The organism is Oceanobacillus sp. FSL K6-0251 (assembly GCF_038004725.1).
Taxonomy (GTDB): domain Bacteria; phylum Bacillota; class Bacilli; order Bacillales; family Amphibacillaceae; genus Oceanobacillus; species Oceanobacillus oncorhynchi.
Window position 1 is genome coordinate 3,940,083 of sequence record NZ_JBBORS010000001.1, and the last position, 16,663, is coordinate 3,956,745.

General features: G+C 36.4%; 16 protein-coding genes. 8 read left to right on the plus strand and 8 right to left on the minus strand.

The genetic code is table 11. The annotated features are described in order from the left end of the window. Window positions 1-224: 224 nt before the first annotated feature. Together MKY45_RS23325 and MKY45_RS19480 are read right to left on the minus strand one after the other, a co-directional pair. Entirely contained in the window at window positions 225-305 is an 81-nt protein-coding gene (locus MKY45_RS23325; RefSeq protein WP_445667644.1) for a hypothetical protein, read from the minus strand. Window positions 306-450: 145 nt separating this feature from the next. Then, on the minus strand, window positions 451-594 hold the full coding sequence (locus tag MKY45_RS19480; RefSeq protein ID WP_193064652.1) for a lmo0937 family membrane protein: 144 nt from the start codon (window positions 592-594) through the stop codon (window positions 451-453). A gap of 398 nt (window positions 595-992) precedes the next feature. Between MKY45_RS19480 and MKY45_RS19485 the strand changes: the two genes are divergently transcribed. Then, the gene (locus tag MKY45_RS19485; RefSeq protein WP_341035585.1) at window positions 993-2,276 is read left to right on the plus strand and encodes an IS110 family transposase; all 1,284 of its coding nucleotides are present in this window, start codon (window positions 993-995) and stop codon (window positions 2,274-2,276) included. A gap of 412 nt (window positions 2,277-2,688) precedes the next feature. After that, window positions 2,689-3,672: a hypothetical protein gene (locus MKY45_RS19490; protein ID WP_341173262.1), complete on the plus strand. Its 984-nt coding sequence runs from the start codon at window positions 2,689-2,691 to the stop codon at window positions 3,670-3,672. Window positions 3,673-3,777: 105 nt separating this feature from the next. Here the strand turns inward: MKY45_RS19490 and MKY45_RS19495 are convergent, their stop codons facing one another. From MKY45_RS19495 to MKY45_RS19510, 4 genes are all read right to left on the minus strand, one after another. Beyond that, window positions 3,778-5,172 carry a serine hydrolase domain-containing protein gene (locus MKY45_RS19495; protein ID WP_341173263.1) on the minus strand — a complete coding sequence of 465 codons (1,395 nt, stop codon included), beginning with the start codon at window positions 5,170-5,172 and terminating at the stop codon, window positions 3,778-3,780. Between the two features lie 122 nt (window positions 5,173-5,294). Beyond that, entirely contained in the window at window positions 5,295-6,242 is a 948-nt protein-coding gene (locus MKY45_RS19500; protein WP_341173264.1) for a ribose-phosphate diphosphokinase, read from the minus strand. Between the two features lie 332 nt (window positions 6,243-6,574). Next, window positions 6,575-7,384 (minus strand): cytochrome c oxidase assembly protein, encoded by an 810-nt coding sequence (locus MKY45_RS19505; protein ID WP_226895061.1) that lies wholly within the window; start codon window positions 7,382-7,384, stop codon window positions 6,575-6,577. Next, a complete protein-coding gene (locus MKY45_RS19510; protein ID WP_193064643.1) occupies window positions 7,381-7,866 on the minus strand; it encodes a DUF2243 domain-containing protein in 486 nt (161 codons plus the stop codon). The genes MKY45_RS19505 and MKY45_RS19510 overlap by 4 nt, the downstream gene beginning before the upstream one ends. Before the next feature lie 550 nt (window positions 7,867-8,416). On the opposite strand from MKY45_RS19510, the gene MKY45_RS19515 reads away from it, so the two are divergent. The 5 genes from MKY45_RS19515 (at window position 8,417) to MKY45_RS19535 (ending at window position 12,593) form a co-directional block, all read left to right on the plus strand. After that, on the plus strand, window positions 8,417-9,268 hold the full coding sequence (locus MKY45_RS19515; protein WP_256705074.1) for a MurR/RpiR family transcriptional regulator: 852 nt from the start codon (window positions 8,417-8,419) through the stop codon (window positions 9,266-9,268). A gap of 167 nt (window positions 9,269-9,435) precedes the next feature. After that, the gene (locus tag MKY45_RS19520) at window positions 9,436-10,110 is read left to right on the plus strand and encodes an RraA family protein (RefSeq protein WP_193064641.1); all 675 of its coding nucleotides are present in this window, start codon (window positions 9,436-9,438) and stop codon (window positions 10,108-10,110) included. Between the two features lie 16 nt (window positions 10,111-10,126). Further along, window positions 10,127-10,990: a DUF1932 domain-containing protein gene (locus tag MKY45_RS19525; protein WP_341173265.1), complete on the plus strand. Its 864-nt coding sequence runs from the start codon at window positions 10,127-10,129 to the stop codon at window positions 10,988-10,990. A 22-nt stretch (window positions 10,991-11,012) separates the two neighbouring features. Further along, window positions 11,013-12,362, plus strand: coding sequence for a TRAP transporter large permease subunit (locus MKY45_RS19530; protein ID WP_341173266.1), 1,350 nt, complete (start codon window positions 11,013-11,015; stop codon window positions 12,360-12,362). Window positions 12,363-12,365: 3 nt separating this feature from the next. Beyond that, entirely contained in the window at window positions 12,366-12,593 is a 228-nt protein-coding gene (locus MKY45_RS19535; RefSeq protein WP_193064638.1) for a hypothetical protein, read from the plus strand. 172 nt (window positions 12,594-12,765) lie between these two features. On the opposite strand, the gene MKY45_RS19540 is transcribed toward MKY45_RS19535, so the two are convergent. Beyond that, on the minus strand, window positions 12,766-13,722 hold the full coding sequence (locus MKY45_RS19540; RefSeq protein ID WP_256705075.1) for a helix-turn-helix transcriptional regulator: 957 nt from the start codon (window positions 13,720-13,722) through the stop codon (window positions 12,766-12,768). A 111-nt stretch (window positions 13,723-13,833) separates the two neighbouring features. Between MKY45_RS19540 and MKY45_RS19545 the strand changes: the two genes are divergently transcribed. Further along, entirely contained in the window at window positions 13,834-14,313 is a 480-nt protein-coding gene (locus tag MKY45_RS19545) for a GyrI-like domain-containing protein (protein ID WP_193064636.1), read from the plus strand. A 171-nt stretch (window positions 14,314-14,484) separates the two neighbouring features. Here the strand turns inward: MKY45_RS19545 and MKY45_RS19550 are convergent, their stop codons facing one another. Continuing rightward, window positions 14,485-16,407 carry a BglG family transcription antiterminator gene (locus MKY45_RS19550; protein ID WP_341173267.1) on the minus strand — a complete coding sequence of 641 codons (1,923 nt, stop codon included), beginning with the start codon at window positions 16,405-16,407 and terminating at the stop codon, window positions 14,485-14,487. Window positions 16,408-16,663 lie beyond the last annotated feature (256 nt).

Sequence of the window (16,663 nt, forward strand, 5' to 3'; positions counted from 1 at the left end):
TAAAGTTTAGTATTTGCAGGCAAGAAGTTTTCAACTAGAAAAAACACCCTCTTTATATGGAAGATTTGATTTTTCGAGAATCACATTCCGTATAGAGAGGGTGTTTTTCTTTAGGCGGATGAAGAGTGCTTCAAAGAAGATAGATACAAAGACTACCAAAGACGCGTTATCTGATTTGGTGTACGAAAGTTGAAATAGATGCTGCTTGTTCATCATTAATTTGATTACCTCTCAGGCAATACATTTGCTAATTTTAATAGTGTGATTAATTTAGGGGCATCTTTTCCGCTTTCCATCCGACTGATTGTTTTTTATTTACATATGTATCGTATCTGATTATATAACTGGGGACATTATATTAAATAGGACGATCTCGGTAATTTTAATATAATGTCCCCACGGTATTTATCTTTTAATATCAATTATGAAATTACTTTTCATCCAACCCAGCTAAGATTTACGGCCAGTTATAAGTCGATAAATCAGGATGATTAAAGCCACAACTAATAGGATATGCACAAGGTTTCCAGCGATGTCTCCGATGAATCCAAGTAACCATAAAACTAGAATAACGATGATAATAGTCCAAAGCATAGTCTGACCTCCTCCTTTCTTCTTTCAAAGCTATTCCCTTTTCTTATTTTTGGTAAACAAAAATTATTATTCTCCCCTGTTTAAAAAACTTGATTTTAGGCGGACAAGAACATCTCCTTCTATAATCAATGAATAATGTTATGAAAATCTTTAAGCTGATTTTGTTTTAAAAGCCATTAAATTAGGATTGTATTTTACCTTTTTGTCGTTGCGATGAATAAATTATTGATTATTTTGAAACTATCACAAGAAAGATATCGTAGGAAAATTAATTATAAATTAGGAGCATTCCTGTAATGAAGAAATTTGAGGTTTGAACAAAAAAGAGCCCTCTTGGTATAGTACAGGGTGTCATTGCAATGACCCCGAAATTAAAAAATACCAAGGAGGACTCATCCATGAATTATAATCAAAATCACAAAATATCGCAAATCACACCATCTACACTTGTAGTGGGAATAGACATTGCCAAAGACAAACATGTGGCACGAGCACAGGACGACAGAGGCTATGAATTTGGGAAAAGATTGATCTTTGAAAACCGAATAGAAGGCTTTGAAATCCTACTGGAATGGATTTCAAAGCTCCAGAAAGAACACGATAAAAACCATGTCATCATAGGAGCTGAGCCAACAGGTCACTATTGGATGAGTTTAGGTTATTATCTGATCAGCAAGGATACGGATTTTGTATTGGTTAATCCGATGCATGTCAAGAAAGCAAAAGAACTGGATGATAACTCGCCAACGAAAAATGATACCAAAGATGCGCGCGTGATTGCCCAGCTGGTGAAGGATGGGAGATACTCTATACCAAACCTTCTCGACGGCATCTATGCCGAGTTAAGAGAAGCCATGAAACTACGAGATCAACTCATCAAACAGCAGACAGTTACGGAAGGACGTATACAAAATAACATGCAGCGCTATTTTCCAGAGTTTCAGGATGTATTTAAACAATGGAATGGAAAGGCCGCATTATATACGTTACGGGCATTTCCATTTCCATCTGATATTCGTGATAAAACGCCAGAAGACGTACTGGAGGAATGGCAAACGGTCGTTAAACGTGGTGTTGGTATCAAACGAGCAACCAAACTGGTAGACAAAGCGAAGAAGAGTGTTGGCATAGAAATCGGCTTACGCTTTGCCAGACAAGAGCTACACAGCTTATTAGACCAATATGAGCTGTATGCAGAACAATTGAAAGAGCTGGATTTGGAAATAGAGGCGCTCTTAGGAGAGATACCAGGAGCAAAAGAAATGCTGGCTATCAAAGGACTGGGAGTAACAACCGTAGCTACCTTTTTCGCGGAAGTAGGAGATATATCAAATTATCATCATCCGCAACAACTCGTGAATCTGGCCGGCTTATCGTTGCGGGAGCACAGTTCCGGGAAATTCAAAGGGGAAACGAAAATAACGAAACGCGGACGGAAGAAACTGCGAAAGGCGATTTATTTAGCGATACGACCGCTCGTAGCGAATAATCCGACGTTTCAAACCTTGCATAGGTATTACACGACCCGCCCGGAAAATCCATTAAAGAAACAACAATCATTGATTGCGTTGTGTGGGAAATTATTACGTGCCTTGTTTGTCATTGGTCAAAAACAGTGTGAATTTGATGGAAGCAAGTTATTGAAAGGTTTACCTCAGATAGAAACTTTACAGGCAGCTTAAGCTGTAGAAGAAAGAAATAGCAACAAATGACCTTGGGAACTTAGAATACACAAACACCAATAATGCGGAGTCGGAGCTTATTTTTTCCATTCGGGCTAGACCCAGCATAGGAGCTTATTCCGACCTCCACCTTGTGGATACGCAGGACGAGGGAATGTATGGATACCAATCCCGTGATACATGGGAGGGTGAGCGACCATAAGAAGTGTGGAGTTACCAAGCATGGTTACACCATTTTTTACCAAATACTACCTGTTTGGTCGTTAGGATGGCTAGGAGTGCATTAGAATATTCTGTATTCTGACAAACGCTCCACCCCCACTATCCAACCCCAAATTGGATGTTTAAGAAATTCTAAGAAAACAAGAGCATTTCGGAGATATTTTAAGTATATAGAGGGAGGAATCTATTTATGCTATTAGGAATAATTTCAGGATCTATATTCTTTGCTACATTAATTGCTCTTTTAATACCAGTAATTAATCACTTACTGAATTTCAAAAAAAAGTTTTTAATTCCACAGTTCAAAAAGAATTTAATTCATTGGTTTCAAAAAATAAAGACAGAAATTATTGAAGAAGTAAAAACAAAATATAATAAATCAAATAAATTATTTTTGAATTTTATGATGAATCACTCCAAAGAAAAGCTATATATCAGTATGCTGATCCTTCCAATTTCTTTGATTATTTTTATAGATTCATTTAGTTTAAATGCTCGTATACCAAATATTATTAACCTTATTATTTTTATTATGTTATTAAGTGGTTTGTTTTGGTTCTTCTCAAAACCTGGTGGTTTTCATAAATGGGATAATCTAGGTTTATATTTAGTCAAGCTAATGACCTTCCTTCAAATTTTACTATTACTGGTATTACTAGTACTCCAAAATCCTGAAAACTATTCATTTTTATTGTTTACTATTATTTTTACAATTGTTTATTCTTTCGCATTGTTTCGTAGTGTGCAGAAAGACTTAAGAGGTTGGAAGTTGATTCAATTGTTTAATGCCGGCTTTAGTATAATCATTATTTTTAGCACAATAGGTTTAGCTCTTGGTTCATACTATTATGCTCACAATGATATTCTTGGATTTTTTAATTCTAAGGAAATTACTTTCATTTCAAAAGATGCTAGTACTACAACTTCTATTTTATCACTTATATGTAAAGGGTGGTTTCCTTTTTACTCGCCTATAGAAAATATGCAATTAGTGTTAATACACCCCGGGTCGTTTATGCTTTTAGTAAAATTATTTTTAGAGTCTATAGTACAACCTATCATTGTTGGTATTCTAGTTTCCTGTTTGTCTTCTTTTCTTCTTCAAAGAATAAATAAGAAGACAAATATGACTCCTCAACCCCAAAATGATAAATTTACTCAAATAAGTGAATAAGTTTATCCGTAAATAATTATACTTACTGCACATTTTAACATAATCCTATACCACTTCCCCTTGATTTCATCAACTCGTGAAATCAAGGGGTTATCGAATCTATTCTCATTCCACTTTTTCCAATACCCTCTTTCCAACAAGAACCGAATGTACACAATCTCCATTCTTTGCAAAATAAATCCGCTCTCCCGTTTCCGCGATAAAATCATTTTCAGATATCGGGGAAAAGCATGTTATTTGTTCATTCCGATTCAAATAAAGCAAATCATCCTGTATCGATATGGAAGCTTTATTCCCTTCTCCTGATTGATACATGCCGGAAAACAGGTTTAAATTCAATGTTTTTCCAGATAACACATCATCTTTCTTGAAAGGATTCTCCGCTGATATCCCTAAAAGAATATGTAGTGCAGAAACCAATATCTTTTCAGCCGGGACATCGGCCATATTGATTAAAATGGAAGCAGATATTCCTTTTTCCTTAATGATTTGAAAATTAGAGGAACCTCCCTTTATACTGCCGCCATGACCAAACCGGATGTATTCCCCAATCGGATTTATTTCTATCCCGAAGCCGTAATCACCGCCATTAGGTAACGAAAAAGCGGAGGAAGTCATTTTTTCAAGTTTATCTTCTGAAATAAGACTTTGCCCCTGTATCCTGCCATTTAACCGAAGCAGCTCTGCATACTTCATTACATCGTCAGCCGAAGCCTTCCAGGACCCGTTCGTGTAAATAGCTCCTACATCCCACCAGGCTGGCGAATGAAAAATACCTGACTGCTTTTCTTGATAGGCATATAATTCCGTTACATTTTCTTTGTTAATAATGGATTCAGTCAGAAAAAAGGAGTTCTTTAGCCGCAGCGGGGAAAATAATTTTCTCTCCACATAATCGATAAACGTCATTCCGCTCGCCAATTCAATAATTTTTTGCAGCATCCCATATCCTTCATTAGAGTAATTGAACACCGTTCCTGGAGGACCTGACAATGCAAAGTCCATCCTGCTTATTTGTTCAATCAATTCATTCGCAGTTTGAATGGCAGAGTTATCCTCCCCCTGCCATTTTCCAAATAAAAAATCGCCATCCGGATCCTTCCTAATGCTTTTCATGCGGGCGTGATGAATAGAGGGCAATCCCGGTAAACCGCTGGTATGGGACATAAGATGCCTAATCTCCAGCTGTTTCAAGTAATCCTCTCTTGGCAATTTCAAATTGGGAAGCCATTCGGTTACTCTATCACTGCTATGCAGCCGGCCTTCTTCCTCCAGCTTCATAACCATCAGACATGTCAGGGATTTGGTGATGGAAGCCAGGCCGAATATTGTATCCTTTGTAATAGGAAGCCTTTCTTTCATGTTTCTGTATCCATAATATTTTTCATAAATGCTGTTGCCGTGTTGGTAAATAGTTAGTGCCATGCCGGGGATTTTTAGCTCTTCACAGGTTTGATTGATTTCATTATTCAATTTTTCTTGTGTAGATTTGGATAACATGATTTGAACCTCCCTCTATATAAAAACACCCCAAACGTCAGTTGCTTGCTCTCACATTTGGGGTGTTGTATCTAAACTGAATCCTTTTGTCATTAATACAGGTATTTCTAAATGCTAAAAACTTATTCAAACAGGACACTGACAGAAGCATTGTTATGAACTCTCAGCACGGCATCAGCTAATAACGGCGCAATGGTCAAGGATGTGATTTTATTAATTTGTTTCTCCTCTGGCAGATAAATCGAATTGGTAATCACTAATTCCTTGATAATGGAGGATTTAATCCGCTCCACTGCCGGCCCGGATAAAACAGGATGTGTACAGCAAGCATATATTTCTTCCGCTCCTCTATCAACCAGCGCATCAGCAGCCGATATAAGCGTTCCGGCAGTATCAATCAAATCATCGATAAGGATGACCTTTTTCCCTGCCACATTGCCAATCACATTCATTACCTGTGATACATTCGGTTTGGGACGCCGTTTATCTATGAGCGCAATAGGCGCGTCTAATATCGTTGCCATCTTCCTGGCGCGACCTACGCCCCCATTATCCGGCGCAACAACAATAACCTCTTCCGTCGGTAATTTCTTTTTAAAATACTCCGCTAATACAGGTACTCCCATAAGCTGGTCTACCGGCAAATCGAAAAAACCTTGAATTTGCCGCGCGTGCAGATCTAATGTGATTATTCTGGAGGCCCCTGCTGTTTCGATTAAATCAGCAATCAATTTGGCAGTAATCGGCTCTCTGGCCCGTGCCTTCCGATCCTGTCGTGCATAACCGTAATACGGAATGATCACATTGATGGATTCAGCTGAAGCTCTTTTCATCGCATCAATCATAATCAATAGTTCCATGATATGCTCATTTGCCGGTTCAGAAGTAGATTGAATCAGATATACTTCACATCCTCTGACACTTTCTTCAATATTGATTTGGATTTCACCATCACTAAAGTGTTTCACAGAGCTTTTCCCAAGAGGAACATTTAAAATATCAGCGATCTCTTTTGCTAAGGTATAATGGGAGTTCAATGAAAATAACCTTAATTTGGGACTACATTTCATTTTTTCAGCCTCCTGAATAATCCATCTCCGTCCACTGGGATAATTGCTTCTTTTCAACCAGCTTACGTGTACGATTATAATAAGTTATATTTATATTAAATCCTTTTGCTCGCTCTATCAAGGATTTCTGACACGATTCTTCTTGATTATCTTTAAATTTTGATTTATTTATAGGTTTGGATAGTGAAAAAGTTTAGCAGGAGAGAATAACAATACTCCATTTCAAAACCTTTCAAACAAAAAAACTATATATTGAATAAACCAGATAATTTTCCGATTATATTCAATATATAGGAATAGAGAGCATAGACCCTGTCATTTCCGTTCATTATTTACCCCGTCACAGGATAACGAACTTCTCTTGTTCTTTTTGACTGATACCATTGATAGCACAAAATAATAATAATTACGATATCAACAGCGTCCCCGCCATAATACATTAACATGCCCCCGGCTTCAGCCTCCGCTCTGGAAACTCCTTCAGGAGGATAAGCATAAATGACTTTGGAAAGAATCTTATGTCCTGCTAAAGCAAGTATCAATACCAAGGAACGATGGATATAACTGTATCGATATGGAATCGGGTCAATATATAACAGCGTAGCCGCAAAAAAGTATCCAGCTAGAAAAACATGCAGGTGGACAAGCACATGGACCCACATGAGTGTCTCCATCATGCTGTACAAACCCGTCGTATAAAGCAGCCAAAGTCCGCCTATATTTAATACTGCAGGAACAATTGGATTGGAAAGAAAATGAAAAAACGGACTTCTTAGAACAGCTGTTACTTTTTTAGCATAACGTGTCGGCAGTGTTCGCAGAAGCAGTGTCATTGGTGCAGCCAGTACCATGAATAACGGGCCGAGCATGCCTAAAAGCAAGTGGCCAAACATATGCATGGTAAAATTCTGATGCGCGATAGAAGCTAACGGATTTACAACGGTGATAATGCACAAAACACTTCCTGCTGTCCATAAAACTGTGCGGTATATAGGCCATGCCTTATTCTGTCTTTTTGAAAAAATAACTGCAGTAATGTAAAGCAATAGGCCAATGATAAAAGGGAGGCTTAAAAATATTTGTGTAACAGCATCAATCGAGTGAGCAGTATGCGCCATATTTTCATGCTGATGCCCCATCATCCCGGCTCACCCTTGTGCAGCTTTAGCTGTTTTTGCGTTTGGTAAACGACAATTCCTCCGGCGATTACCATTATTCCAGCAAGAATATTCCATGTTAAATCATAGGGAAGCAGGTTAACGCCATAACGAATCTGGTGCAGCTGCATCAGTTTATGCTGAACGATACCATCATACAAATTAAACACACCAGCCCCCAGCGTCATACCGCCTAGCCACCGCTTTTTCCACCAAGCTCCCCGCCGCCTTAAATCAGCCAGCATAAAAAGCGCGCCGACAGTTGCAAACCAGCTAAATGCGTGAAACAGCCCATCGGAAATAAGACCAATTTCTGTAGTCGAACGATCATAAAAATGATGCCAGTGAAGCAATTGGTGAAAAATAGCTTCGTCAATAAAAGCAACCATCCCAAGCCCAAATAAAAAACCAGATAAAACGTTTCTGCCTGAATAGCTGAACTGTTCTTGCGTCAGTTCTTTTTTCATTATAGAAACCTCCTCTATTGGATAAAAAGCTGAAACAATGTGAATCCACAGATTTATGACAACATTTTCAAATAAATTTTCACTCTTCCTATAAAATTCCTTATTAAAAAAGAAATATAACGTACAGGCTTTCCTGAAGCCCTTCTTTCTTTTAAATAGTCATTCCCATTTCTTTTTTTTGATAAACAGATTTTTATAATTGGATGGGGGGGTAATTCTTTATTTGATGTACGTTTATAATGTTTTGTTTTTCTGTAGAGACAGCTGGGATCTCAAGAAAAGAAAGCCTAGACGGATTTAACAACCATTTTGATAATACTATTCATCAGATTTACCGATTTTTATATCCCCCTTTTATTCCAATGTGTGTTTATAAAATTTTTTCTAAGCTCTTTTCATCTGTGTCATCTTGTTGTTTTATCGTAAAATTGGTATGCTAATATATACTAGCTTGACGCGGGGTCACGGATAATTAAGAAAGTAGCGTAATATTCATGAATACCTGATTCAGTAATACATGTGAATAACTACAAATATTGATGGTGATATGATGGAAAACGTGATAAATAAATTAAAGAAGAACATTGTAAATCTCACGAATTCGGAAAGAAAAGTTGCTGACTACATAATTAAAAATTCATCAGAAGTTTCTTTTGATACAATCAATCAATTAGCAAAAAAGGTCGGAACGAGTACAACTACAATAATGAGATTCACGAGTAAATTGGGATATGTGGGATATTCAGAATTTCAACATGATTTGCAAGATAATTTAAGAGATAAGGCATCTCCTCACGCCCGATTAGAATCTAATCTAAAAAATGTAGAAGAAGGAGAACTCTGGGCACAAACAATTGATTATTATATTAATCAGTTAAGAACGCTTAGCAGCCACGTTGATAAGGCCTTATTGGATGATATTGTTCAATTGATAACGCAAGCCAGACATGTCTATTGTACCTGCGTGCGCAGCGGGCTTCCTGTCGGCCAGTTTTTAACTCAGAACGTAAATCGAATTAAAGGAAATTGCAGGCTTATGGTAGCGGATACGTCAGATTGGGTAGATGAAGTAGTTTCTATGGACGAAGATGATTTACTTATTGCCATAAGTTTTCCGAGATACGCAAAACGGATTAATGATTTTATAAAAACGGCTAAAGCAAGAGGTGTTAAAATAGTTACAATTACAGATAATTATTCTTCTCCAATTGTTGACTATGCTGATGTGGTCATAACATGTGATGCAAATAGTTTAGCATTTCATAATTCACCGATTGCAGCAGCTGTAGCTGTAGACTACATCATAAACGCATTAGCTATTCAAGCATCTAATAGAGATTCAGATCGCTTAGATAAAGTCGATGAAATTCTTAAAAGTATCCATTACCATGCTAAGGATTAACAATTCATAACCTAAAGCTTTTCACACTATTTTTTATATGGTGTGAAAAGCTTTTTTTATTTTTAATTTATTGAAAAGGTTTACACAAATAATCAGACATGCTATATTGTAATAAATATTACTATTTTAATTTAAAATGTAATAAATTTTACTAAGGGGTTTTGATTATGTCTAAACAGTATAATGAAAAAGAAACGATACTCACTAAATTGAGAGAATTAAGTTCTACATTACTTGCTGACAGTATGAATTATGAGAATGTAATGGATTATCATATCAAGCCTGTAAATTATAAAGAACCGCTGGTTGGTCAAGTAAGAACCGTGTCCGTTTATCCAGGAGATAATTTATATTTACACTATGCGATTTATGAGTCTAATCCCGGCGATATACTGGTCGTGGATTGTAAGGGTTCTACTTATGCAGCATGCCTAGGTAATTTAATGGCTGCAGCAGCTGAAAAAATGGGAATAAAAGGAATAATTGTTGATGGACTAGTTAGAGATAAACAAGATTTATCGGATATGGATATACAAATATATTCTAAAGGATTTGTGCCGACTGGTCCGCGTAAAAATGGACCTGGAACCTTCGATGACACAATCAGCTGCGGGGGCATCCAAGTTCACTCAGGTGATTTTGTAATAGGTGATGAAGATGGCGTTGTCATTATTCCTCACGAAAAAATAGAAGAATCTATAATATCAGCTGAAAAAAAGCTGGCGTATGAAAACAAACGATTACAAAAGATTATGGAATTTAATTTAAACGAACAACATAATGATACTTCTGCGCTAGAGCCTGCTTGGTTAAGAGACGCAATAAAAAATAATAGTCAATAGAGATGGAGTGTTGGATTTGAATATAGGATTTATTGGATACGGTGAAGTCGGTCGTGAAATCACGAAAAGTATCAGTGAATATAACGTGGATACTATTTATGCTTTTGACCCTTTATTTCATGGATCAGAATCAAAGGATATTTCAGAAGTTACAACGTTAAGCTTTATTAATACGCCTAAAGAGTTAGTCAGAAAATCTATTGATATTTTATTTGTGGCAGTTCCAGCTAACAATGCAGTAGAAGTCTGGAATTCTATAATAGATTCTTTAGACACATCCACTTTATATGTTGATTTGACAACAGCGAGTGCCGAAGAAAAAAAGACGATAGCTGAAAAGCTGGATAAAAAAGGATTAAATTTAATTGATGCAGCTATTATGGGCGCTTTAAAGGTATACGGACATAAAGTACCTATGTTAGTTAGCGGAACTAATGGGAACGAATTTGTTAATTGGGGGCAAAAATTCGATATGAATTTAACCTGCATTAGCAAAAAAGTCGGAGATGCAACAAACTTTAAATTTATCCGCAGTATTTTTACCAAAGGCCTTTCCACATTATTGTATGAAGTAATGGAGACAGCTGAAAAACTGGAACTGGAAGACGAAATACTTGATTCAATTACTTCAACAATGGACAGAGATCCGTTTGAAGAAATTGTAGAGAGATATATAAAAAGCAATGTACCGCATTCTAAACGAAGAGAAAAAGAAATGGAGAATGTAATAGAATTTATGAAAAGGAATGGCGTAGAGCCTTATATGACAAATGGTACGAAATCTAAACTTGAATATATTACACGAGCAAAATTAGATGAAAAATTAAAGTCTGAAGAAAAATTGGATTGGAAGAAAGTTATCCATGCATTAAATAGTTAACCTTAATCGAAGGAGGTTTAAAATGGGGATATTAGCATTAGTGATATTTGTTGTAATACTTATATTATGGAGTGTTAAATTAAAGAGAAATTTAGGGGAAGCTGCTTTAATAGGGTTTTTGGCAATACTACTATTAGGCGGTAAGGACGCTGTTAACTTATTTGTACAGGGAATTACGTTTGCTTCGACTTTTTCAGTATTATATGCTGCCATTGCATTTGTATTTATGGCCTATGTAATAGATAAATTAGGAATTGTAGATAAATTACTTGGGATATTAAATTCACTTGTAGGGAGACTGCCGGGGGCACCTGCCTTTATGGATGCTATCGGTTCCTCCGCTCTAGGAACCCTGTCTGGTGGAGATTCAGGGAATACCGCTGCAACTGGGTCAATTACAGGACCATGGATGATTAAAAATAAATGGAACAAAGAAATAGCAGCAACCGTCATGGTTGGTAACGGAGGAATGGCTTCTGTCCTGCCTCCTACTACATCGATGTTTATTGTTTTAGGATTTGCCCCAGTTGCAGCAGCTGTTTCTGTTGGTGAATATTATATTGCTCTCTTTATAGCTGGGGCTTATCAGTTTATTCATAGGGCAGTTATGATAACATTCTTTGTTAAAAAACAAAATATAAAAGCTTTCCCTTCTGAATCGCTTGAACCATTGAGTGTTTCGTTAAAAAAGGGATGGTCATCCATATTTATCTATTTAGGTGCAATTATTCCATTAATGCTTACTATTGGGCCTTTATCAGATAGCTTGATTAATACCCCTTCTATAGGAGAAGAAGCAATCGATAGTATTGATATTGTTGTTTGGATACCAACCCTGATGATTGCTATCGCTTTTTTATTAGGAAGGAAAGCGTTACCAAATTCCAGCCAAGAGTTCATGGAATTTATACAAAAATCCATACCTCGATTTACAGTAATTGGTGCACTTATTTTCTTTGCTGTAGCAGCAAGCGAGGTTTTAACGAAACTCGGACTCTCTGATAATATCGCACAATTTATTGATGCCCTAAATTCTCCAGCATGGTTAACATTATTACTATTGGGCATAGGAATTACGATTATAGCAGGACCTTTAACATCAACGGGTACTTTAACAGCTGTAGGTTTAGTTTCATATGAGATATTAGTTGCAAGCGGATTCTCACCTTTAATTGCTGCTGTTGCAGTGATTACGTTTGCTTCAACATCAGCACAAATGCCGCCAGCTTCGGGATCAATTTATATTGCATCTGGCATAGTAGGTGCGAAGCCTGAAAAAACATTTGGTATGTTAATTCTTTATTATGCCGTTCCTGTTGTAATAATAGGATGGTTAATAGGAATGGGAATTTTACCAATTTGGGGAGGATAAAAATTGCAAAAATTTCTAGAAAAAGCTTTTATAGTAAGTCTAATACTATCCATTTTGACTGCATTGATTATGGTTTTAACACAATTGTTTGGATTAATAATTGGTAATGGAGAATTAATGATAAATGTCAGCGATTTATTACTAAGAACCGCAATTATATTAGCTGCAGTATTTTCAGGTATTGCATTTATATTGGGTTACTTTCCAAAATATAAAGGGAAATCGGATTAATCTCGACAAAGATGATGAGAAATCATTTGTGTAAATGAATTGGAATCCCAAAAATGAGGCAGGCTATCCTTAAAATCGGAGAATTTAATGAGGAAAGGAAAACCTGCCCTGTTTTAAAGAAAATATGATGAGTAAGCACCTTAGCTATATTCTGTATTAATCTTTTCTTTCATTACCACATCATTGTTCTCCTCCGCACTTCCTCTAAAACCTTCCTTGGTGCTTCCCTAACCTCAACATCATCCCCCAAAAAAAGCAGCCAATTCACCATCTCACTAACCTCCTCCTCATTCCTCACATCAACAAACGTGTTTAAACGCGCCCGAGTCTGGTAAGGATTAGTATAAGAAATAGAAACAGTCAGCGGATGATACTTTTTAAATTGAGCAATCGCCTTTGGCCCCAGTTCAAGCACGAGATTAATCTCTTCTTTCTGGCTGCGCTGTTTTTCCAAAATCTTTTTCCTGCTCATCCTATGCTTAACAGGATAGGTGCGAATATCGGTAAGCTGATCCACAGGAATAATCTGTGTCTTTTCCTCCTCGAAATGAAAGCCTTCCATCAACCAGTAGCTTTTCTCCCGGTAAAGATGCAGAAGATAAATCGGATAGGATTTACACTCCTCCCCTTCCTGTACAGTAATCCACAAATAGCTATCCATAAGGATGTGTTGGATAAGCTGCTCCAACATTGGATGAGGCAGATCAGACAAATCAAGAAGATCAGGATTATTCGGATTGGTCCCTTCAAATAGGAGTATTTGATTTAAAAGCACCAGATCGTCCTGTTGATTTTCAGAGATAAGGCCAAGTAGTTTTTCAGCCAGGGACTGGCGGCTTTTCAAATAGGGAAGCTGCTGATTTCTGGTAGCCATAAACGCAAGAAAAAGCGCTTTTATCTCATTATCCGTAAAACGGACCGTTGGCAAGACAGAGTTATTCATAACAAAATAACCTCCGTCCCTTCCAACTTCAGCAACAAGCGGCATTCCCATCGCTTCAATTTCTTTGATATCTCGAATAGCAGTCGAACGAGAAATAGTAAATTCATGCATGATTTCTGATATAGTAAAACGTGAACGATTATTGATATAGCGCATGATAGTATTAATTCGCTCTACTTTTCTCATGATATCCTCCTAAACAGTATCATTTTTTGACATGATTTAAGGTTAGTATAAACTTATCAAATGAAAAGACAACACATTTGATACAATTTCTAAAAAAGGATGGTTTTAACTATGGCAAATTATACGTTAGAAGAAAAAGACAGCTTTGTTGTGTTAGGCTTTGGAACAGATCTAAAGAGTGATTATACAGATTACATGGGCATCAATCAGGAAAAAGCGGATTTCTGGAATAAAGTAAATGAGGATGGAACGCTTGATAAGTTAAAAACCGTTGCTGAAAATGAGTATGTTTTTATTGTCAATGAAGCAGTGAATAACAAGATGATGCATTATGTCGGTGTGCTGACAAAAGAGACTTTACCTGATGCGACAAGGGTGATTCAATTTCCTCAAGGGGAATATGTTGTTGTAAAAGGAGAAGCGGAAACAGCTGAAGTCCTGCATGAGACACTTACTGGTATGGCTTTTGGCGAGGCTCTGCCGGCAGCACAGGATGTTGCGTATGTCGGCGGACCAAATACCTCTGTTGAGATGGGGCAGCGTGACGGTAAGGTATTTGGTGAAATGTGGATTCCTGTAGTGCGGAAGTAATAGTGTTCTGACAGCTTAGATTCCAAACAACCTGCCTGTGTATACAGACGGGTTGTTTGATTAATTATTACTTACCTATACAAAAGCATTCTTCTTACATTTTCTCTCTACAATCTTTTTTCTTTAATCTTATCAATGTTAATTTATAATGAGATACATTAATACATCCCATTACTTCAAATTTTCAACAAACTCTTTATAATTTCTAGCTTTTATCAATCTCTTAACCAACGTACTATTATCAATTATCTCTCCAAGCATTTCATACATTCCCTGCAGGTCTTCCTGAGAATATTTTTTGACACATAAAAGGCAAATAAATTGTACTGGTTTATCTTTCCATTTAATCGGTTTTTCTAACGTACATATAGTTAAAAAAGTTTTCTCCGTTTTCGGAGTTATTGGATGTGGTATAGCTACTAAATTGCCGTATGAGGTAGGGGCAACCTCTTCTCTTTCATAAACTGCTTCTATAAATGTATCGTCTACGAGGCCCTTCTTAATCAATTCATTGTTAAGAAAGCTTAAAACTTCATCCATTGTTTGATACTCTTTTCGAAAAAACATTAAATTTTCATTAAAATAGGTATTTATAGATTGGCTTTTCTCCTCTACAAATTGTCCAATTTTAATTAAATCATTTTCCCCTAGAATAGCATTTACCTGAATTACCGGCACCGAAATTTCACCAGAAATCGGAATAGAACTAACAATAAAATCAATATTATTTAAATTATAATTACGTAATTTATAATACTCCGTCGTGCCAACAACATCCAGTTCTTTACCAAATTGATTTTTCAATTTATAATAAATTAATTGAGCTGTACCAAAGCCCGAAGCACAAACAATTAAACAACGCTTTGGTCCAGACATCAGCTTTCTTCTTTCTATCGCCGCCCCTATATGAAGTGCAATATAGCCGACTTCATTCTCATCTATTTCTGCTCCCATTTCTTCGCTAATTGTCAGCCCAGCTGAAATAGCTGCTTCAAATGCCAGCGGATAATTCTTTTTTATCTCTTCCAACATCGGATTGCGGATATTCATACCGTACTTATATCGATTTACTGCTGGTTTTAGATGAAGGCTTAACCCAAAAATCAATTCTTTATCGTCTTTTATTCCCAAATTAAATTCTTGATCTATTTTATCCAGCGCTCTAGAAACATAACAGAGAATATTCTCATCAATCACTTCTTCTACCGCGTTATTTGCTTGAGAAAGCATTTTTGTCCCGAGCAAATGAAGTGTAATATAAGCTACCTCAGCTTGAGGAAATGTAATCTCTAACTTTTCCTCTATTTCCTTAACAATCTCCTGAGCTACTTTATATTCCTTCTGTTTCAAAATATCCTGTACGTCCATATTATATAGTTTTACATAATGTCCACTTTTAGTTCGTTTATAGGCAATAACAATATGCACTAGCAAATTATTCAATGCAATGTCTGAAAGAGTGATTTGATGAAAATTAATTTGATTCATAATTATTTGCAAAAATACATTTAACAACTTTTGATCAAAGCTTGTTAAATGTAAATCTACCAATTGTTCACCCATTTCTTCCTTTCGGTCAAATATATATTCAGACATACAAAAACGAATCTTCATTTCATCCCCTTTCACCTTCAAACCATAATTCGGACGTACATCTAAGTCAATTTCATATGCAGACAGTATTACTCTCACATGCTTTAAATCATTTTGAATGGTAGACCTGCTAATATACATTTCTTCTGCTAGATCGTCTAACTTAATATAATCTTGATTAAGTAAGAGACGAATGATAATATATTTTATTCGTTCCTCAGGTGTCCGCGGAACATACTCGCCGACGGTTTGATCATGACTTGATATTTCTTTTAAAAAGTTACGAAAGTATTGTTCATCGATAACCTTCAGCTGATACCCCTTCCCTTTTAACGATTCAATCGTTCCACCATGCTCTTTTAACAAGCTAGAGAGGGCTTTCATATCTTCCCTTGTTGTTCTGACTGTGACATGATTTACGGCAGCAAGATACCTCCCTGCTACAGGAGCTTCTGCTGCCATTAATTCTCGTAATATCATTTTCATCCTATTTTCTAACATCTTTTTACTTCACCTTACTTTCGGGTGTGTAAATATATTTATTTCTTCTATATAAATTATTTTAACAATAAAGGTCCTGACTCAAACATAGAACCAGAACCTTTACCTATATTTTTTTTTAGAACCACATAGCAAACTTTAAAGTTTTCACAATCTCAATTATAAATGCCAAACAATTATCTGAGAAAAAGCGTTCCTGATTCCGTATTTAAATCCACAGAAAACATTTCAAAGTGGACACTTACAAACAATCTAA